The following is an 18,157-nucleotide window of genomic DNA, read 5'->3' as shown; positions in this document are numbered from 1 at the left end:
TCCGGCGGGCCGCTGGCCCATAGTGCGGGAAGCCCCAGTGAATCGTCGTTCAGGTGCGGCCGCGGCCTCAGACCGTGAATGACGGAAAGACCAAGATTTTTGAAGGAGTTACCCATGTCCGATGCCATCAAGGTCGGCTTCGTCCCATTGTCGTCAGCCGCCCGTGGCATCCTGGTCGTGTTCTGCGACGACAGTCTGAAGGTCGGTCCGGCGACCGCCAAGGCGCTGGGCGGCGCTGTCGAACTCGTGAAGCGCGCGGCCTCCGCCGCCGCCTTCAGGGGTAAAAGCGGGGTCGCGCTGGACATCCTGGCGCCGCAAGGGGTGAAAGCCACCCGTCTGCTCGTGATCGGCGCCGGCAAGGCAGCCGGCCTGAAGGCGAACGATTTCCTCAAATTCGGCGGTGTGGCGGCGAGCAAGCTTCCCGCCGGGACTGCCACCATGACCATCATGGCGGAGCTGCCCGATGGCGCCATGACGAGCGAGCAGGCGGTTGCGATCGCCTCGGGCCTGCGCTTACGCGGCTACAAGTTCGACCGCTACAAGACGAAGAAGAAGGACGGCGAGGAGGGCGGTTCGCGCGCCGACATCTCGCTGGCGGTCGGCGATGCCGGTGCCGCGAAAAAGGCGTTTACCGCGGCCGGCCACGTCGTCGACGGCGTGGTCATTGCGCGCGACCTCGTCAACGAGCCGCCGAACGTGCTCTTCCCGGAAGAATTCGCGCGCCGCGCCAGTCAGCTCCGCAAGCTCGGCGTCAAGGTCGAGGTGCTCGACGTCAAGGCGATGCAGAAGCTCGGCATGGGCGCGCTGCTCGGCGTCGGCCAGGGCTCGGCACGGCCGAGCCGTACCGTGATCATGCGCTGGGACGGCGGCAAGAAAGGCGAGGCGCCGGTCAGCTTCATCGGCAAGGGCGTCTGCTTCGACACCGGCGGCATCTCGATCAAGCCGGCCGGCAGCATGGAGGACATGAAGGGCGACATGGGGGGAGCTGCCTGCGTCGTCGGCCTGATGCATGCGCTGGCGGCACGCAAGGCCAAGGCCAATGTGGTCGGCGCCATCGGCCTCGTCGAGAACATGCCCGACGGCAATGCGCAGCGGCCGGGCGACATCGTCACCTCGATGTCGGGCCAGACCATCGAGATCATCAACACCGATGCGGAAGGCCGCCTCGTGCTGGCCGACGTGCTCTGGTACGTCGCCAAGAAGGTGAAGCCGAAATTCATGGTGGATCTGGCGACGCTGACCGGCGCGATCGTGGTCGCGCTCGGCACCGAGCATGCCGGCATGTTCTCCAACAATGACGAGCTTGCCGAACGCCTGCTGGCGGCCGGCGTGGAGACCGGGGACAAGGTCTGGCGCATGCCGCTCGGCCCCGAATACGACAAGCTGATCGATTCCCAGTTCGCCGACATGAAGAACACCGGCGGCCGTCATGGCGGCTCGATCACCGCGGCGCAGTTCCTGCAGCGTTTCGTCGACGGTACGCCCTGGGCTCATCTCGACATCGCCGGCACCGCCATGGGCGCGCCGAAGACCGACATCAACCAGAGTTGGGGCAGCGGCTATGGTGTCCGCCTGCTCGACCGTCTGGTCGCCGACCATTACGAGCGCAAATGATCCGAGATGACTGAAGTCCTGTTCTATCATCTGCAAAACATGACGGTGGAGAACGTGTTGCCGCCGCTTCTCGAGAAATCGCTCGAGCGCGGCTGGCGCGTCGTGGTGCAGTCGACCGCGGAAGAGCGCGCCGATGCGCTCGACGCGCACTTATGGACCTATCGCGACGATTCCTTCCTGCCGCACGCGACATGGCGCGTGAGCGATGCCGCCGATCAGCCGATCGTGTTGGCGATCGAGGAGGGCAATCCCAACGGCGCCCATGTCCGCTTCCTGGTCGACAACGCCGCCCTCCCGCAGGACGCGCAGGACTATGCGCGCATGGTGCTGCTGTTCAACGGCGACGATCCGGACGCGCTCGCGCTCGCCCGCAGCACCTGGACGGATTGCAAGGCGCGGGGATTTGATGTCACCTATTGGCAGGCCGACGAGCGGGGCCGGTGGCAGCGTCGGAATTAGCGCCGATCGCCATTAATGATAATTTGCACTTTCGGCGGCATGCTGGCTTTGGTCACCTTCGTGCCGCAAAGTGATGTTGGGACAATTGCTTAGGGCTGGTCCTTCACGCGGGGAATTTGGTTTATCGTGCGACATCAAAAGCTTCCCAAGTCGCTCATAGTTGCGTTGGCTGCCGTAGCACCGCTGGTCGCGGGCTGTTCGGGCGGGACCGACCTGTTGTCGAAGGACGCCGAATGGTTCCAGAAGCCCGGCCGTCTCTTCATCAAGAACATCTCGATCGAGTCGCCGCCGCTGACCCCCGACAAGCCGGTCGGAGCTGAAGATCTCGTCAGCGCCGACGGCGCCTGTCCCGGCATGACACCGCCTCCCGGGCCGGCCGATGCCAATGCGTCGAGCACGGCACCGGCGCCGATGGGCGGCACGGTCGCGCTCGGTCACACCGAATGCGACGTGGTGCGCGGCATCGGCGCACCCTCGAACGTCAATCTCTCCAACGATGCCGCAGGCAGGCGCGTCGCCGTGGTGACTTGGGCCACCGGCCCGCGCGCGGGCATCTACACCTTCACCTCCGGCCGCCTGTCCTCGATCGAGGGCAATCCCGATCCGCAGCCGGTGCCGAGGGCGACCAAGCCGAAGAAGAAGCACGCGTAAGCGAGGCGGCTACGGCCGTCCCTTCATTGCATCTTCGAACGATAGAATCTGACCGCTCGGTCCCCGGAATGTGGTTTTCTCGGGCCAAATCTTCTCAATCTCGCTGAGCAGATGGCGGGCGAGCGGCTTCCAGTCCCAGCCCGGCTTTAGCGAATAGATGCTGAGGGTCATGCCTTCATCCGCACGAGGCGGATGTAGACGAGCGAGCCATGGCTCGTCGCCCACGCTGATGCTGAGTCCGACATCGTTACACAGGTCCATGCTGCGCCACATGATGCGTCCGTCCCGGGTATGTTCGTCGCGCCGGATCGACAGCGCTTGCACGTGACCAAAGTCAGCGAACGTCTGCTCGAGTTTTCTCCAGTCTTCGGGCGGCACCTTCAAATTTGCGTAAATTTGCGGTGCGACGGACTTGGTTCCGTATCTGAAGAGATTGTGGCAGCTCCTGTCTCTTACGATGACCGGCAGGATGAAAACGCCGCACGACAGTACGGCGGCGGCAGACACGACACTCCACGATTGCCGGCCGGATCCGGACAACCGCATGGCAGTTCCAAAGGTGAGGCCGCCAACAAAGCCCAGCGAACCTGCCAGCCCCACGGTTTGGATATATTCAATCCACCCAAACGGGGGCGGTGCGTCATTGATAAAGGTTGGGTTGCCGCCACCGATCATGGACAGCAATAACAGAACTCCGAATGGCGTTGCCCCGACCGCGAAGCCTCCGAGAGCAGAGGCTGCAATTCCGACGTGCGATCGCTTACGGCGGACGAGAGCAAAGAGGGGAAGACCGAAGAGCACGGCGTGGGCAGTTGCGACCAGGAACGTCGTCATCGTCAGGTTCAGGGCTTGCGTGACGACGACGATGTTGATCGACTCTTGGATCTGCATGAGAGATGGGATGACGAAGGCAATGGTCGCGGCGAACGCCGCAAGCAGGGCCGCTCCCAATAGGTGCAAATGCCGCTGAATTCGCATGTCGATTCGTTGCCCAGGTTGTCTTGAATCTCACAACTGACCAACCTAGAGCAGGATGCGGAAAAGCGCGACGCGGTTCGGGAGGCGTCGCGCTCGAGTTTTGCGATCGAGGACGTGAGGGAAGATCCGATCGAAAGCCGGGTTCTCGAGCGATGCTCAGAACATCGGCTCGGTGTTGAGGCGATCAGATTGGCGAACGCGGAAGCGGCCGTTCATCTTGAAGCCGTCACGCATATTGAGGCCAAGAAGAACGATGTTCGTCGCGCCGGCTAGCAATTCGAGAGTCTGCACTGCATAGAACGTGGTGTCGAACTCCGCGGCGTTTGCCTTCGTGGCAAGAAACAAGGCTGCGGGGATGAGAACCAGGATGCCGTTGCCGGCGATGAACGGCATACGCTTGATCTTCGCGCCGATCAGGCCAGTGCGTCGTCCCCTTGCCAGGAAGAATCCTGAACCCCCCGTCACCGCCAGCGCCGGAACCAGCAGCAGGAAGCCCCAAGGGATGGCGGTCTTGACCAGGGTGACGCTCGCGTGTGACGCAAACAGCTCGGTGACAACAGTGGAAAGCCAGAAGGCCGCAATCATCGTCAATGCGGCCGTGCCCGCCAATGGGTGGATGATCCTGGTCATCGGTACCTGCCGTTTTCGAAGCGAGCTACGCGACGCAGATGCCGGGCACCGCGACCTTCTCGAACAGGTGCGGAGAGGCGACGGCGGACGCGGGATAGGCTGAGATCTTCGATCTGAACTCAGGGTGCGTGAATGCGGCCCGGAAGTGGGCAGTCGATTCCCAGACGGCATAGTTGAGATATGTCGGGCTATCGCCGATCGCACGGTGAAGCTGAGTGGCAATGAAGCCCGGCTGCCGCTTCATGAAGGCGGCATCCTCCTGCCAGACCTGGAGGAAGCTTTGTTCGTCGGCCTCCTCGAGGGTGAACACGTTCACCAGCACCACAGGGCTGGTGTCGATGCCAAGCTGACGTTCGATGGGAAAGTTAGGGTCCAGTGGGCGTAGCTGCGCCATGGCAGGTTCCGTTCAATTTGGTCTTATGATGTCAATATGGTACCATACGGATCTAGCGATTTGACATCATGATGTCAATAACAGTTTATGGTGACGGATGCCGAAATCCCTGCGAACACCGCCCGGTGATGCCCTGACCAACCTCATGCTCGACTTGTTCCGGCTGAACAGCCTGCTCTTGACTGCAGGGGACCGCCTGGTGACGCGGCTCGGGCTCACGAGCGCGCGCTGGCAAATCCTCGGCGCCATCGTGAACGCGGAGCGCCCGCAGCCAGTGGCCTGGCTTGCCCGCGATCTCGGTGCCAATCGCCAAAACGTGCAGCGGATCGTCAACGATCTTCATTCCGAAGGGCTTGTGACATTGGCGGTCAATCCCCATCACCGGCGGGCCCAGCTTGTCGTCCTGACTGACAAGGGGCGGCGCGCTTTCGATGCCGCCATGGCTTTGCAGGCGCCGTGGGTCAACGGCCTTGCGGAGGGGCTTCCGGTCAAGGACCTGCAAACCGTTCACCGCGTCGTCACGGCGCTCCGCAAGAAGCTCGAGAGCAGTGACGAAATTGAAGATCGGGCGTAGCTCGGGGACGAGGCTGACGTCCGTCCGAATTGTACGGATCGCGCCAGTGAGAGCTCGCGCAACACTCCCGATGGCGTCACTTTCGTGATGGCCGCGCGGCTCAGAATGCGCTCATATGGAGCCACAAGAAAACTGGAGGAAACTATGCGGTTCATTGCCCTCGTATCGGCTCTGCTTCTGCCGCTCGGTGCGGCCATTGCCCAGGATTACCCAACGAGGACCATCACCATGCTGGTGCCGTTCGCGGCAGGCGGGCCGACCGACACCATCGCGCGCCTGACCGCCGCGGGCATGGCGAAATCCCTGGGACAGCAGGTCATCGTCGAGAACGCAACCGGCGCCGGCGGCACCATCGGCACGACCCGCGCCGCGCGCGCGCAAGCCGACGGCTACACGCTGCTGATCCATCATGTCGGCATCTCGACCGCCGCGACGCTGTACCGCAATTTGAGCTATGACACGAAGACGGCGTTTGCGCCGATCGGGCTCGTGACCAACGCGCCGATGACCATCATCGCGCGTCCGGATTTTCCGGCCGACACGCTGAAGGACCTGGTCGCCTACGCCCAGCAGCAGGGCGACAAGCTGACCTACGCCAATGCCGGGTTAGGGGCGGCATCGCATCTCTGCGGCATGCTGTTCATGACGGCGATCCAGAAGCAGCTCACCACGGTGCCCTACAAGGGCAACGGCCCGATCATGAATGATCTGCTCGGCAAGCAGATCGATCTCACCTGCGACCAGGCGACGAACACCACGGGGCCGATCACGGCCAAGCAGGTCAAGGCTTACGCAATCACCACCAAGGAGCGGCTGAAGAGCCTGCCCGATCTGCCGACGGCCGACGAGGCCGGCCTCAAGGGTTTCGAGCTCGGCGTCTGGCACGGCATCTATGCGCCCAAGGGCACACCGCCGGCGGTCGTCCAGAAGCTGACGGCGGCGCTGCAGACGGCGCTGAAGGATCCGACGCTGATCGCTCGCTTCAACGACATCAACACCGAGCCGGTCCCACAGGACAAGGCGACGCCCGAGGCGCTGGGCGCGATGCTGACCAGTGAAATCGACCGTTGGGCGCCGATCATCAAGGCGGCCGGGCAGTACGCGGACTGAGTCGTTCCGGCGCGCAATTGCCCCGCGGCGGGCGATCGCGGCGAGGAGGGAGAGGACAGCCAATTCAAGTGCTTAGGTGCCGGTGCTAAAGCACCGGTACTGTGCATGGGGTTGTTTTTCCGAATTTGATCGGGAGGTCAGCCCGCCGCTTCGTCAAACTGCGTGCTGGCCTCGAGCCATTGCTCCTCCGCGCGCGCCAGTGCGTCCGCTGCATTCGCGCGCGCCTTTGACAGCTGTGCGGCCTGCTTGGGATCGCGGGTAAAGATGTCGGGTAGGGAGAGGGCGGTGTCGATCTTGGTGATGATCTCGCTGACGCGGGCGATCTCGGCTTCGGCATCGGCGATACGCTTCTTCAGCGAGCCGCGATTGTCCGACCTCGCGCGCTGCGGCTTCTCGCTGGCGGCGCTGCGCTCGCGCGGGGCGGGCTCGCCGTTGCGCGCGGACAGCACCAGGCGCCGGTACTCGTCGAGGTCGCCGTCGTAATTGGTGACGGTGCGGTCGGCGACGATCCAGAGTCGGTCGGCGCAGGCCTCGATCAGATAGCGATCGTGCGAGACCATGATGACGGCGCCGGGAAATTCATTGATCGCCTCGGCAAGCGCAGCGCGGCTGTCGATGTCGAGATGGTTGGTCGGCTCGTCCAGGATGATCATGTTGGGGCCGAAGAAGGTCGCTAGCCCCAGCAAGAGCCGCGCCTTCTCGCCGCCCGACAATTTGCCGGCCTTGGTATCGGCGGCCTTGCCGGAGAAGCCGATCGCGCCGGCGCGCGCCCGCACTTTTGCCTCGGGTGCATCGCCCATCAGCTTGCGGACGTGGTCGTAGGCGGACGCGTCCTCGTTGAGCTCGTCGAGCTGGTGCTGCGCGAAATAGGCGATCGACAGCTTGTCCGCGCGCGTCACCTTTCCCGAGAAAGGCGCCAGCCGTCCGGCGAGCAGCTTGACGAGGGTCGACTTGCCGTTGCCGTTGGCCCCTAACAGCGCGATGCGGTCGTCATTGTCGATGCGCAAGGTGACGCGATTGAGCACCGGGCTCGCCGGATCGTAGCCGACCACGGCGTTGTCCGCCGCGATGATCGGCGGCGACAGGATCTTCTCCGGCGCCGGGAAGCTGATCTCGCGCACGTCCTCGGTGACCAGCGCCGTGATCGGCTTCAGCCGCTCCAGCATCTTGACGCGCGACTGTGCCTGCCGCGCTTTCGAGGCCTTGGCCTTGAAGCGATCGACGAAGGCCTGCAGCCGGGCGCGTTCGGCTTCCTGGCGCTTGACCGCCTTCGCATCGAGCAGCTCGCGCGCGGCGCGTTGCTCCTCGAACGAGGAATAGGTGCCCTTGTAGAGCGTGAGCTTGCCGCGCTCCAGATGCAGAATCTGGTCGACCGAGCTCTCCAGGAGGTCGCGGTCGTGGCTGATCACGATCACGGTGCGCGGATAATGCGCGAGGTGATCCTCCAGCCACAGCGTGCCCTCGAGGTCGAGATAGTTGGTGGGCTCGTCGAGCAGCAAGAGGTCGGGGGCCGCGAACAGCGTCGCGGCGAGCGCGACGCGCATGCGCCAGCCGCCGGAGAATTCGGCGCAGGGGCGGAGCTGCTCGGCGGCGGAAAAGCCGAGGCCGGAGAGGATCGCGGCGGCGCGGCTCGGCGCCGAATGCGCGTCGATGTCGACAAGGCGGGTCTGGATCTCGGCGATCCGGTGCGGATCGGTCGCGCTCTCGGCTTCAGTGAGCAGCGCATCGCGCTCGAGATCGGCCTTGAGCACGACGGAGATCAGGCTCTCCGGGCCGTTCGGGGCTTCCTGGGCCAGGCTGCCGATTCGCCAACGCGGCGGCAAGGTCACCGAACCGTGCTCGGCCGCGAGCTCGCCGCGGATCACCTTGAACAGCGTCGACTTGCCGGTGCCGTTGCGTCCGACCATGCCGACGCGCGATCCGGGCGTGATCTGCACGGAACTCTGGTCAATCAAAAGGCGTCCGGCGAGGCGGATGGAGAGGTCGGTAATGGACAGCATGCGGCCTTGTCACCGCAGGCGAGATTAAAGGCAAGCCGCAACTTAATGCGGGTCCCGGTCGCGCCGTTCCAGCTCATGCAGGAGCTGCTCGAGATGCGTGGGGAGCCGGGGCTCGGGCCGCAGGCTCTGCTGGAGTCGCTCGCCCACGGCATCGCAAATCGAGCGGCTGGTGCGCCGGTCGATCTGTTCGCTCTCATTGGCAATAGGCCCAGCCATCGCGCGGTTCCGTGTGTTTAAAGTAAAGTCACGGTACCAAGTCATTGACCCCCAAAATGGTTTCGCCACTCTTTGGGATCGCCGGCATTCACGTCAAAATTGCATGAATCTCGCCATATCCGCCCAAAATGCGGAGCCCCGGCGGGGGGATCGCCGGGGCTCCTCTTGGAAGGTACCTGTGGGGCGCAGATACCTGTCGGGTCTTTGGGAAGGTGCTGCCGGGCTCAGTAGCAGCGGTTGATCATCCGCCAGCGGGGTCCCCAGGGGGTCGGGACCAGCCGGCGCACGTAGCAGCCGCCATAACCGTAGGAGACGGGGGCATAGAAGCGCGGGCCACCCCAGCCATAGCCGCGGTGCCAGCCGCCGCCGTGCCCGTGCCAACCGCCGCCGTGCCAGCCACCGTGCCAATGGGCGGAAGCCGAGGTCGGCGCCAACGCGGCACCCAGCGCAACCGCGGCGACAGCGGCAAGCGAAAGTTTCCTCAACATGGTGATCTCCTCAAAACTGCCGGCGCGGGGGCAATCCGCGTCGATGGAAAGGCCGCCGAAACAGTTCGCCTGAAGGTCAGGCTTTGGTTTCGATGGAAGGAGCTTAAGCCGGCCGACTGAACCAAAGCCTGAATGGAGGCTTCAGATTGGGTTCATCTGGGTGAAATTGTCGTAATCCAAGAGGAAATCGCCGGGCCCGGTCCTGCGGCGATGCGCCTGTGACGTCATGCCGGCGATCGCTTGCCGGATCGCAAAGGCGCCGATATAAGCCCCGCAACCCGGCAACCACCGCTTTCTTCCCAAGGACAAGATTATGGCCATCGAACGCACTTTCTCGATCATCAAGCCCGACGCGACCGCGCGTAACCTGACCGGCGCCGTCAACGCCGTGATCGAAAAGGCCGGCCTGCGCATCGTCGCGCAGAAGCGCATCCGCATGACCAAGGAACAGGCCGAGACCTTCTATGCCGTTCACAAGGCGCGGCCGTTCTTCGGCGAGCTCGTCGAGTTCATGACCTCGGGCCCGGTCGTGGTCCAGGTTCTGGAAGGCGAGAACGCCATCGCCAAGTACCGCGACGCGATGGGCGCGACCGATCCGTCCAAGGCCGCCGACGGCACCATCCGCAAGCTCTACGCCAAGTCGATCGGCGAGAATTCCGCGCACGGCTCGGATGCGCCGGAGACCGCCGCGATCGAGATCGCGCAGTTCTTCTCGGGCAACGAGATCGTCGGCTGATCCATCAGCCGATAAGTTAGGCCGACACGGGCGAAAGGACTCATTGTGAACTGGCTCTGGCAGATCTTCGATCCCGCGACGATCGGGGCGTTCTTCACCCAGTTTCGCAACGAGATGGCCGAACCGACCTTCTGGATCGCGGTCGGCAAGATCATCTGGATCAACATCCTGCTCTCCGGCGACAACGCGCTGGTGATCGCGCTCGCCTGCCGCGGTCTCTCGCCGCGGCACCGGCTGTGGGGCATGATCTTCGGTGCCGGCGCTGCGGTGATGCTGCGGATCATCTTCACCGGCATCGTTGCGACCCTGATGGAGCTGCCGTATCTCAAGCTCGTCGGCGGTCTCGCACTGATCGTGATCGCGGCCAAGCTGCTGGTGCCGGAAAACGAGGACGAGGACGACGTCGAGTCCGCTTCGCATCTGTGGCAGGCCATCCAGATCGTCGTGGTTGCCGATATCGTCATGTCTCTCGACAACGTCATTGCGGTGGCCGCCGCGGCCAATGGCAGCGTACCGCTCCTGATCCTCGGCCTTGCCATCAGCGTGCCGCTGATCGTCGCCGGTGCGGCGCTGATCATGGCGCTGCTCGAGAAACTGCCAGTGCTGGTCTGGGCTGGTGCTGCACTGCTCGGCTGGATCGCGGGCGAGGTGATCGCGACCGATCCTGGCGTCGCGCCCAAGCTGCATACACTGTTCGAGGGCCCGTTCGGTGCCTCGCTCGACACGATGCTGGGGGCCTTGCGTATCCCGCCGCAGTTCGGCCATGGCGGCGCCGGTGGCGAATATTTCTGCGCAGCTCTCGGCGTCGTCGTCGTGCTTGTTGCCGGCACCATCTGGCGCCGTCGCAGCCTGAGCGTCGCCGCACTGGAATCATCCGAGCGGCACGCCAGGGCGTCGGCGAAGTAATTTTTAACGCCTGACGATCGAGCCGGCGCGGCCAATCAGGCGGGCGAGCTGACGGAAGCGGCTGCCGACGCGGTCAGCGACGAGGTCGCCGAGGCGGTGCTCGAACACCAGCATCAGCTTGCGTCCCTGGCTGCGGAAATGCGTGGCCGGCAACACGCCCGGCCGCGCCGCCGAGATCAGATGCGCGACGCGGAACGCGGCGCCCAGGAGGCGCGCACGTTCGAGCTGCGCAGGGGTCAGCAGCTCCTGCATGGTGACCGGCGGCTGGTTTTCCTCGCTCAGGCCCGCATAGCGATAGAACACCGACAGGCCGACGAAGGCGCGCTCGGTGTGGGTGATCGCGCCGAAATTGCCGTTGACGACGAGGCTCAGCGTCTGCTCGCCGCGGTGATCGGGATGCACGCGCCAGCCGATGTCGGATAGCAGGCACGCGGTGTGGCGCAGCCGGCGGTCCTCCTCGGTCTCGCGCAGCTTCACCACGCGCGCGAGGCGGTCGGTCCAGGCGATCAGCTCGTGGGCGTGCTTGGCCGAGCGTGACAGCAGCTGGTTCAGCTCTTCGGCGGCGCAGATTAGGCCGTCCTTGTTGCGTTCTACCTCCGACAGCTTCTCGTGCAGCAGGCCCTCGCGCACGCCGAAGGTGGAGAACACGATGGTCTTCGGCTTCGCAATGCGGATGATGTGCTCGAGCACCAACGCCGCATAGGTGAGGAGCGGGCGGCGCGCATCGGCAACGATCTCGATGTCGGCGAGCATATCGGCGGCCGCAAGCCGGCGCAGGCGGCGCGCGAAGTCGAGCGCTTCGGCCGCGGACAACGAATAGCCATGCATCACCTGGAGCGGATAGCCGCTCTGGATGATGTGAATGCGCGCGAGCGCGCGCCAGGTGCCGCCGACCGCGTAGAAGGTGCGGCCGCGGCCCGCGGTGAGCTGCGGCACCTCGTCGAGCGCCTCGCGCACGATGCGGTCGGCGCGCTTGAGCGATTTGTGCGCGAGATCCTGGAGCGCGAGCCCGCCGAGCGGCAGCGTCACGCCGCTGCGCACGCTGTTCCGGCGCACGTCGATCAATTCGAGCGAGCCGCCACCGAGGTCGCCGACGATGCCGTCGGGATGATGGATGCCGGAGATCACACCTAGCGCCGACAGCCGCGCCTCGCGCGGGCCCGACAGGATCTCGATCTTCACGGCGCAGATGCGTTCGGCCTTGGCGATGAAATCGGCGCCGTTGGAGGCGTCGCGGCAGGCCGCTGTGGCGATCGCGAACACGCGCCCGACCTGCATCACACGGCACAGGGCGCGGAATCGCTTCAGCGAGGTCAGCGCCTTGTCGACCGCGTCGGGGGCGAGCAGGCCCGTGCTCTGCACCTCGCGCCCGAGGCCGCACAGCGTCTTCTCGTTGAAGATCGGAATGAGGCTGCGCGCCAGCGCCTCGTAGACGACGAGACGGACCGAGTTGGAACCGATGTCGATGACGGCGACGCTCGAGCCGCGCTTGCGCGGCCGCTTCACGTCGGAAATCCCCGATCAGGGTTGATGGCGTTCGTTCCGGCGCGTGAGACGACGCGGCGAGGATTCCTTGAGCGACTTTCCACGGCCAGACAGACTCGGATTTGTCATGAAGTAGTTGTGGACGTTGAAAGGCTCCTCGCCCTTCGCGGTCTTCATACGCGTTGACGACCCATCCGGCAACAATTGCCAGCTTTGCTCATTGTCCTTGAGATTCGCGACCATGATCTGTTCGAGAACCTGCTGATGCACCGTCGGATTTTGCAGCGGACACAGCACCTCGACGCGGCGGTCGAGGTTGCGCGGCATCATGTCGGCGGAGGAGATATACACAGCCGCTTTGGCGCTCGGCAGGCCCTGGCCCATGCCGAAGCAGTAGATTCGGCCGTGTTCCAGGAAGCGTCCGATGATCGACTTGACGCGGATGTTCTCCGACAGGCCGGGAATGCCGGGGCGCAGGCAACAGATACCGCGCACCACGAGCTCGACCTGCACGCCGGCCTGGGAGGCCTCGTAGAGCGCGTCGATGATGTCGGGGTCGACCAGCGCATTCATCTTCATCCAGACCGCGCCGTGCCGGCCGTGCCGCGCATGCGCGGTCTCGCCCTGGATGTGCTCGATGATGCGCTTGCGCAAGGTCAACGGCGACACCGCCATCTTTTCCAGATCGCTCGGTGCGGCATAACCGGTGATGAAATTGAACACGCGAGCGGCGTCGCGGCCGATGGTCGGATCGGAGGTGAAATAGGAGAGGTCGGTGTAGATGCGCGCGGTGACCGGGTGATAATTGCCGGTGCCGGTATGAACATAGGTGGTGAGGCTGCCGCCTTCGCGGCGTACCACCATCGAGAGCTTTGCGTGCGTTTTGAGTTCGAGGAAGCCGTAGACGACCTGCACGCCGGCGCGTTCGAGGTCGCGCGCCCAGCGGATGTTGGCTTCCTCGTCGAAGCGCGCCTTCAGCTCGATCAACGCCGTGACGGATTTGCCGGCCTCGGCGGCTTCCGCGAGCGCACGCACGATCGGTGAGTTGTTGGAGGTGCGGTAGAGCGTCTGCTTGATTGCGACGACATCAGGATCGCGCGTCGCTTGCTGCAGGAACTGCACCACCACGTCGAAGGATTCGTAAGGATGGTGGACGACGAGGTCCTTCTGCCGGATCGCGGCGAAGATGTCGCCGCCATGTTCACGCACGCGTTCGGGATGGCGCGGCACATAAGGGGTGAATTCGAGGTCGGGCCGGTCGAGGCGTGTGAGCTGCGAGAGCTCGTTCATCGCCTGCACGCCGTCGACCAGGAACACCTCGTCGTCGGCGGCCGACAGCGCGTGCTGAACGAAGCTGCGCAGCTCCTCCGGCATCTTGGCGTCGATTTCGAGCCGGATCACCGATCCGCGGCGACGGCGCTTCAGCGCGGTCTCGAACAGGCGGACGAGGTCTTCCGCCTCTTCCTCGATTTCGAGCTCGGAGTCGCGGATGATCCGGAACGCGCCCTGGCCGTGCAGATTGTAGCCGGGGAACAGGCGGTTGATGAACAGGGCGGTCGCCTGTTCCAGCGAGATCAACCGGACGGCCTTGCCTTCGGCCGGCAGGCGGATGAAGCGGTCGATCTTGCCGGGCATGCGGATCAGCGCGTTCATCTGCTTGCCGTCGGCGGCGCGCGTGAGCTGGAGCGCGATGGTGAAGCCGAGGCTCGGAATGAACGGGAAGGGGTGGGCCGGGTCGATCGCCAGCGGCGTCAGCAGCGGGAACACGTTGCTGAGGAAATAGTCCTCGATCCAGGTCCGTTCCGCCTTCGTGACTTCTTTGCCCTCAACCAGCACGATGCCGACATCGGCGAGCGTGCCGCGCAGATCGCGCCAGATCGCCTGCTGGTCGGAGGCAAGTTCGGAGACGGTGCGGTTGATCAGCGCGAGCTGTTCGGATGGCGTCAGGCCGTCGGGGCTGCGTTCGGCAATGCCCTCACGCACCTGGGCCTTGATGCCGGCGACGCGGACCATGAAGAATTCGTCGAGGTTATTCGCGGAAATCGACAGGAATCGCACCCGCTCCAGCATGGGATGGCTGGGATTGACCGATTCCTCCAGGACGCGGCGATTGAAATGCAGCCAGGAAAGTTCGCGATTGATGAATCGCTCGGGGCTGGACGCGATCGCCGGCAGACCCTCGGTCTCCGGGGCTTTTTCTTTAATTTCAACGGCTTGCGCAGAGTCCATCAGAAGTCGGTCCATCCTGTCTCGCCTTACCTTGCGACTTACGCGCAAAACCGGCCGGAGCATGTGTTAGAGCGATGACGTTTCGATGACATTGATGTTCCGCCGCTCTGCCGCGTCAAGCGGCTCTGGACGGCCGCGAGGTCAGGCGTCCCGCAATAGCTCGGCGGCCAGCGCCCTTGTGACAGGGCGGCCGAGCCGCAGGGCTTCGCTGTCGAGCAGTTCCACGGCGTGTCGGGCTGCGGCCGAGGACCGCTCCAGACGGGTGGCGAGGTAGCCCACCACGCTCTCGTCCACGGCGAGCTGGCGATCGGCGCAGAACTTGACGATCAGGCCGCGAAAGAGCTGATCGTCGGGCGGCAGCAGCGTGACCACCGGCACGGCGCGCAGACGCGAGCGCAGGTCGCGAAGCTCGATCTCCAGCGAGGCTGGCACCTCGCGTCCGGTGAAGAGCACGTAGGCGCCGTCCTCGCGCGCAAGATTCATCAGGTGGAAGAGGGCGCGTTCGTCGAATTCCCCAACCTTGAGATCCTCGACCACCAGCGCCCCGGTGGCGAGCGTGCCCGGAACGCCTGTGGCGGTCAGTGCGTTGGCCGCGGTCGCGCGGGCGCCTGAGATCTCGGCCCAGATCGCGGCAAGATGGCTCTTGCCGCTTCCTTCCGGACCGGCGAGCCACATGATCCGGTTCGGCCATTCCGGCCAGCGCTCGATCAGGGCCAGACCGGCCACGTTGGCGGGGCCTTCAAGGAAGTTGTCCCGGCTGAGGCTCTCCGCGTGCGGAAGCGAAAATGCCAATTGTCGGGGATGGACGCGGCCTGCCACGCTTGTCTTGCTCCATGCCGGCGCGCCGGCTTGTTGGAAGAGATTCGCCTTCATCGAGCGGGAGTTGGCCCTTTGCGGGGCCGCATCCCCTCTCATTTGGCCTCGATCGTGCTCATGTGCCGCAGCCACTCGACCAGATAGAGCGACACCGAGGAGAGCGTGAAGACCGTGACGAGACCCATCAGGATGATATCATAAGGGGCCGGCTTGAAGCCGAAGGCAAGCGCCGCCAGCACCAGGGCGGCGAACGCCACTTGTGCCACCGTGTTGAGCTTGGACACCTTCGACGGCTTCATCTCGACGGGCCGGTCGAACAGCCACGATACGATCACGGCGGCGACGATCATGATGTCGCGCGAGACCACCAGGATTACGATCCAGCGCGGAATCGCGCCCCAGATTCCCAAGGCCATGTAGATCGAGACCAGCAGCGCCTTGTCCGCGAGCGGATCGAGCAGGGCGCCGAGTTCGCTGGTCATGTTGAAGCGCTTGGCCAGGAAGCCGTCCACGGCATCACTGACACCGGCAATGAGGAAGACGGCGAACGCCACCTCCATTTGGCTCGACACGATGGCCCAGACGATGATTGGGACCAGCATGATGCGGCCCAGGGTAATGATGTTCGGAATACTCACGAAAGCGCTTCCCGGCACCCGGTCTGACCTCAAATCCGGCTCCCCGGGAGGCTGAACCGGTTGATATCTCTACATAGTATACGGCGGTGCGCCATGCGAGCCATTGCGTGTCCCCGGAATTCGACGTAACCAGCCGCAAACCCACTGGAAATCGGGCATGACCGACCGCAAAAACGGCCTCACTTACGCCGATTCAGGCGTCGATATCGATGCGGGCAACCGCCTGGTCGACCTGATCAAGCCGATGGTGCGCGCCACCGCACGCCCCGGCGCCGACGCCGAGATCGGCGGTTTCGGCGGCCTGTTCGACCTCAAGGCGGCCGGTTTCAAGGATCCCGTCCTCGTGGCCGCGACCGACGGCGTCGGCACCAAGGTCAAGATCGCGATCGAGACCGGGCTGCACGGCGGGATCGGCACCGACCTCGTCGCCATGAGCGTCAACGACCTCGTGGTGCAGGGCGCCGAGCCGCTGTTCTTCCTGGACTATTTCGCCTGCGGCAAGCTCGACCCCGAGGCCACGGCCGCGATCGTCGCGGGCGTCGCGGAGGGCTGCCGCGAATCCGGCTGTGCTCTGATCGGCGGCGAGACCGCCGAGATGCCCGGCCTGTACAAGGACGGCGATTACGATCTCGGTGGCTTTGCCGTCGGCGCCGCCGAACGCGGTACGCTGCTGCCGCGCAAGGATATCGCCGCAGGCGATGCCGTGATCGGCCTTGCCTCGTCGGGCGTGCATTCCAACGGCTTCTCCCTCGTGCGCAAGATCGTGGAACAATCCGGCCTCGGCTTCGAGGCGCAGGCGCCGTTCGCGCCGGTGATGACGCTCGGCGGTGCGCTGCTGACGCCGACGAAGCTCTATGTCAAATCCTGCCTGCGCGCGATCCGCGAGACCGGCGCGGTGAAGGGCCTCGCCCACATCACCGGCGGCGGCTTCACCGACAACATTCCGCGCGTGCTGCCGAAGAACCTCGGCGTCGGCATCGATCTGGCACGCCTGCCGGTGCTGCCGGTGTTCAAATGGCTGGCGGCGCAAGCCGGCATCGCCGAGCTTGAAATGCTGCGCACGTTCAATTGCGGCATCGGCATGATCGCGATCGTCGAACCTGATAAGGTCGACAAGGTGATCGAGGTCTTCACCGATGCCGGCGAGACGGTGGCGCAGCTCGGAACCGTGATCCCGGCCGAGGGCGAGCACCGCGTCGTCTACAACGGCCACCTCGACATGGCACTGTAATGACTGGCGCTGTGATGAAGCGCCGCGTCGCCATCCTGATCTCCGGCCGCGGCTCCAACATGGCCGCGCTGATCAAGGCCGCAAGCGCAGCCGATTTCCCGGCCGAGATCTCGCTCGTCATTTCGAACAAGGCCGATGCGGTCGGCCTCGAGCGGGCCAAGGCGAGCGGCGTCAACACGCTGGTGATCGAGAGCAAGCCGTTCGGCAAGGACCGCGCCGGCTTCGAGAAGGTGCTGCAGGCGGCGCTCGATCAGCACGGCATCGAGCTGATTTGTCTCGGCGGCTTCATGCGCCTGTTCACGGCCGAGTTCACAAAAGCCTGGCACGGGCGGATGCTCAACATCCATCCCTCGCTGCTGCCGTCCTTCCCCGGCCTCGACCCGCACGGCCAGGCTTTGCGCGCCGGCGTCAAACTGTCCGGTGCGACGGTGCACTTCGTGATCCCCGAGACCGATGCCGGCCCGATCGTGATGCAGGGGGCGGTACCCGTCAGCGATCACGACACGGGGGAGACGCTGTCGGAGCGTATCCTCGAAGTCGAGCACCGCATCTATCCCGAAGCGCTGCGCTTGCTTGCGACCGGCAAGGTCCGGATCGAGGGCGATGTCTGCAAGACGGCGGGCAGCGGGCCGTCCGAGAATTTCCTGGTTTCGCCGGTGGTGAGCGGCTGATGTCGCCCGTGGAGGCTTTGGCACTCGCTGAGGCCGAGGTAGTGACGGCCGGCAAGGCTTGCGGGGAAGACCTGATGCTGTCGGGGCAGGCGATCGAGATCGATGAAGGGTGGGTCTTTTTCTACAACACCCGCGAATTCGTCGAGACCGGCAATCCGAGTTGCCGGATGGCAGGAAACGGCCCCATCTTTGTCGATCGAGGCGGGCGCATTCGCCACCTTCCAACCTCGATGCCTTGGGAAGAAAGCCTCGAACAACTTCGAAAGTCTTGAGCTAGATCGCACGCTCATCCCAAAACAAAATCCCCCGGCAAAGCCGGGGGGCAACGTCA

General features: G+C 64.6%; 19 protein-coding genes. 10 read left to right on the top strand and 9 right to left on the bottom strand.

Annotation, left to right across the window (positions count from 1 at the left end; all coding sequences use genetic code 11):
- The first annotated feature begins 114 nt into the window (after positions 1-114).
- From IVA79_RS13930 to IVA79_RS13920, 3 genes are all read left to right on the top strand, one after another.
- The gene (locus tag IVA79_RS13930) at positions 115-1,614 is read left to right on the top strand and encodes a leucyl aminopeptidase (RefSeq protein WP_247553640.1); all 1,500 of its coding nucleotides are present in this window, start codon (positions 115-117) and stop codon (positions 1,612-1,614) included.
- A gap of 6 nt (positions 1,615-1,620) precedes the next feature.
- Positions 1,621-2,073: a DNA polymerase III subunit chi gene (locus IVA79_RS13925; protein ID WP_247553639.1), complete on the top strand. Its 453-nt coding sequence runs from the start codon at positions 1,621-1,623 to the stop codon at positions 2,071-2,073.
- Positions 2,074-2,238: 165 nt separating this feature from the next.
- Positions 2,239-2,724: a hypothetical protein gene (locus IVA79_RS13920; RefSeq protein ID WP_247553638.1), complete on the top strand. Its 486-nt coding sequence runs from the start codon at positions 2,239-2,241 to the stop codon at positions 2,722-2,724.
- 9 nt (positions 2,725-2,733) lie between these two features.
- Here the strand turns inward: IVA79_RS13920 and IVA79_RS13915 are convergent, their stop codons facing one another.
- The 3 genes from IVA79_RS13915 to IVA79_RS13905 form a co-directional block, all read right to left on the bottom strand.
- Positions 2,734-3,702 (bottom strand): hypothetical protein, encoded by a 969-nt coding sequence (locus tag IVA79_RS13915; protein WP_247553637.1) that lies wholly within the window; start codon positions 3,700-3,702, stop codon positions 2,734-2,736.
- A 156-nt stretch (positions 3,703-3,858) separates the two neighbouring features.
- Complete coding sequence (locus tag IVA79_RS13910; protein ID WP_247553636.1) at positions 3,859-4,332, bottom strand: hypothetical protein; 474 nt, start codon at positions 4,330-4,332, stop codon at positions 3,859-3,861.
- Between the two features lie 25 nt (positions 4,333-4,357).
- Positions 4,358-4,726 (bottom strand): antibiotic biosynthesis monooxygenase family protein, encoded by a 369-nt coding sequence (locus tag IVA79_RS13905; RefSeq protein ID WP_247553635.1) that lies wholly within the window; start codon positions 4,724-4,726, stop codon positions 4,358-4,360.
- A 97-nt stretch (positions 4,727-4,823) separates the two neighbouring features.
- Here IVA79_RS13905 and IVA79_RS13900 point away from each other — a divergent pair, with 97 nt between their 5' ends.
- Positions 4,824-5,300, top strand: coding sequence for a MarR family winged helix-turn-helix transcriptional regulator (locus IVA79_RS13900; RefSeq protein WP_247553634.1), 477 nt, complete (start codon positions 4,824-4,826; stop codon positions 5,298-5,300).
- A gap of 144 nt (positions 5,301-5,444) precedes the next feature.
- Positions 5,445-6,410 (top strand): tripartite tricarboxylate transporter substrate-binding protein, encoded by a 966-nt coding sequence (locus tag IVA79_RS13895; protein WP_247553632.1) that lies wholly within the window; start codon positions 5,445-5,447, stop codon positions 6,408-6,410.
- A gap of 137 nt (positions 6,411-6,547) precedes the next feature.
- On the opposite strand, the gene IVA79_RS13890 is transcribed toward IVA79_RS13895, so the two are convergent.
- Positions 6,548-8,410 carry an ABC-F family ATP-binding cassette domain-containing protein gene (locus tag IVA79_RS13890; RefSeq protein ID WP_247553630.1) on the bottom strand — a complete coding sequence of 621 codons (1,863 nt, stop codon included), beginning with the start codon at positions 8,408-8,410 and terminating at the stop codon, positions 6,548-6,550.
- A 440-nt stretch (positions 8,411-8,850) separates the two neighbouring features.
- Positions 8,851-9,114 carry a sulfur globule protein precursor gene (locus tag IVA79_RS13885; protein ID WP_247553627.1) on the bottom strand — a complete coding sequence of 88 codons (264 nt, stop codon included), beginning with the start codon at positions 9,112-9,114 and terminating at the stop codon, positions 8,851-8,853.
- Between the two features lie 313 nt (positions 9,115-9,427).
- Between IVA79_RS13885 and ndk the strand changes: the two genes are divergently transcribed.
- Both ndk and IVA79_RS13875 read left to right on the top strand, forming a co-directional pair.
- A complete protein-coding gene (ndk, locus tag IVA79_RS13880) occupies positions 9,428-9,850 on the top strand; it encodes a nucleoside-diphosphate kinase (RefSeq protein WP_140979454.1) in 423 nt (140 codons plus the stop codon).
- Between the two features lie 45 nt (positions 9,851-9,895).
- Positions 9,896-10,756 carry a TerC family protein gene (locus IVA79_RS13875; RefSeq protein WP_247553625.1) on the top strand — a complete coding sequence of 287 codons (861 nt, stop codon included), beginning with the start codon at positions 9,896-9,898 and terminating at the stop codon, positions 10,754-10,756.
- Positions 10,757-10,759: 3 nt separating this feature from the next.
- Here IVA79_RS13875 and ppx read toward each other — a convergent pair whose 3' ends face one another.
- The 4 genes from ppx to IVA79_RS13855 all read right to left on the bottom strand — a co-directional run bounded on the left by ppx (position 10,760) and on the right by IVA79_RS13855 (position 15,924).
- Positions 10,760-12,262: an exopolyphosphatase gene (ppx, locus tag IVA79_RS13870; RefSeq protein WP_247553623.1), complete on the bottom strand. Its 1,503-nt coding sequence runs from the start codon at positions 12,260-12,262 to the stop codon at positions 10,760-10,762.
- 15 nt (positions 12,263-12,277) lie between these two features.
- On the bottom strand, positions 12,278-14,470 hold the full coding sequence (locus IVA79_RS13865; RefSeq protein ID WP_247553768.1) for an RNA degradosome polyphosphate kinase: 2,193 nt from the start codon (positions 14,468-14,470) through the stop codon (positions 12,278-12,280).
- Positions 14,471-14,611: 141 nt separating this feature from the next.
- Positions 14,612-15,289, bottom strand: a complete 678-nt coding sequence (locus tag IVA79_RS13860) for a DnaA/Hda family protein (RefSeq protein ID WP_247553767.1) — start codon at positions 15,287-15,289, stop codon at positions 14,612-14,614.
- 92 nt (positions 15,290-15,381) lie between these two features.
- The gene (locus IVA79_RS13855; protein ID WP_247553622.1) at positions 15,382-15,924 is read right to left on the bottom strand and encodes a CDP-alcohol phosphatidyltransferase family protein; all 543 of its coding nucleotides are present in this window, start codon (positions 15,922-15,924) and stop codon (positions 15,382-15,384) included.
- 157 nt (positions 15,925-16,081) lie between these two features.
- Between IVA79_RS13855 and purM the strand changes: the two genes are divergently transcribed.
- From purM to IVA79_RS13840, 3 genes are read left to right on the top strand one after another with little or no spacing between them, the layout of a single operon-like run.
- A complete protein-coding gene (gene purM / locus IVA79_RS13850) occupies positions 16,082-17,155 on the top strand; it encodes a phosphoribosylformylglycinamidine cyclo-ligase (RefSeq protein ID WP_247553621.1) in 1,074 nt (357 codons plus the stop codon).
- Positions 17,156-17,169: 14 nt separating this feature from the next.
- The gene (gene purN / locus IVA79_RS13845) at positions 17,170-17,826 is read left to right on the top strand and encodes a phosphoribosylglycinamide formyltransferase (RefSeq protein ID WP_247553620.1); all 657 of its coding nucleotides are present in this window, start codon (positions 17,170-17,172) and stop codon (positions 17,824-17,826) included.
- The gene (locus IVA79_RS13840; protein ID WP_247553619.1) at positions 17,826-18,098 is read left to right on the top strand and encodes a YrhB domain-containing protein; all 273 of its coding nucleotides are present in this window, start codon (positions 17,826-17,828) and stop codon (positions 18,096-18,098) included. The genes purN and IVA79_RS13840 overlap by 1 nt, the downstream gene beginning before the upstream one ends.
- The last annotated feature ends 59 nt before the right edge of the window (positions 18,099-18,157 follow it).

It is taken from the genome of Bradyrhizobium sp. 138 (genome assembly GCF_023074075.1).
Lineage (GTDB): Bacteria > Pseudomonadota > Alphaproteobacteria > Rhizobiales > Xanthobacteraceae > Bradyrhizobium.
This window is presented reverse-complemented; position numbering and strand designations above follow the sequence as displayed.

Coding starts and splice junctions, on each gene's coding strand:
- IVA79_RS13930 (WP_247553640.1), top strand. CDS start 115: ATGTCCGATGCCATCAAGGTCGGCTTCGTCCCATTGTCGTCAGCCGCC.
- IVA79_RS13925 (WP_247553639.1), top strand. CDS start 1,621: ATGACTGAAGTCCTGTTCTATCATCTGCAAAACATGACGGTGGAGAAC.
- IVA79_RS13915 (WP_247553637.1), bottom strand. CDS start 3,702: ATGCGAATTCAGCGGCATTTGCACCTATTGGGAGCGGCCCTGCTTGCG.
- IVA79_RS13910 (WP_247553636.1), bottom strand. CDS start 4,332: ATGACCAGGATCATCCACCCATTGGCGGGCACGGCCGCATTGACGATG.
- IVA79_RS13905 (WP_247553635.1), bottom strand. CDS start 4,726: ATGGCGCAGCTACGCCCACTGGACCCTAACTTTCCCATCGAACGTCAG.
- IVA79_RS13900 (WP_247553634.1), top strand. CDS start 4,824: ATGCCGAAATCCCTGCGAACACCGCCCGGTGATGCCCTGACCAACCTC.
- IVA79_RS13895 (WP_247553632.1), top strand. CDS start 5,445: ATGCGGTTCATTGCCCTCGTATCGGCTCTGCTTCTGCCGCTCGGTGCG.
- IVA79_RS13890 (WP_247553630.1), bottom strand. CDS start 8,410: ATGCTGTCCATTACCGACCTCTCCATCCGCCTCGCCGGACGCCTTTTG.
- IVA79_RS13885 (WP_247553627.1), bottom strand. CDS start 9,114: ATGTTGAGGAAACTTTCGCTTGCCGCTGTCGCCGCGGTTGCGCTGGGT.
- ndk (WP_140979454.1), top strand. CDS start 9,428: ATGGCCATCGAACGCACTTTCTCGATCATCAAGCCCGACGCGACCGCG.
- IVA79_RS13865 (WP_247553768.1), bottom strand. CDS start 14,470: ATGGACTCTGCGCAAGCCGTTGAAATTAAAGAAAAAGCCCCGGAGACC.
- purM (WP_247553621.1), top strand. CDS start 16,082: ATGACCGACCGCAAAAACGGCCTCACTTACGCCGATTCAGGCGTCGAT.
- purN (WP_247553620.1), top strand. CDS start 17,170: ATGAAGCGCCGCGTCGCCATCCTGATCTCCGGCCGCGGCTCCAACATG.
- IVA79_RS13840 (WP_247553619.1), top strand. CDS start 17,826: ATGTCGCCCGTGGAGGCTTTGGCACTCGCTGAGGCCGAGGTAGTGACG.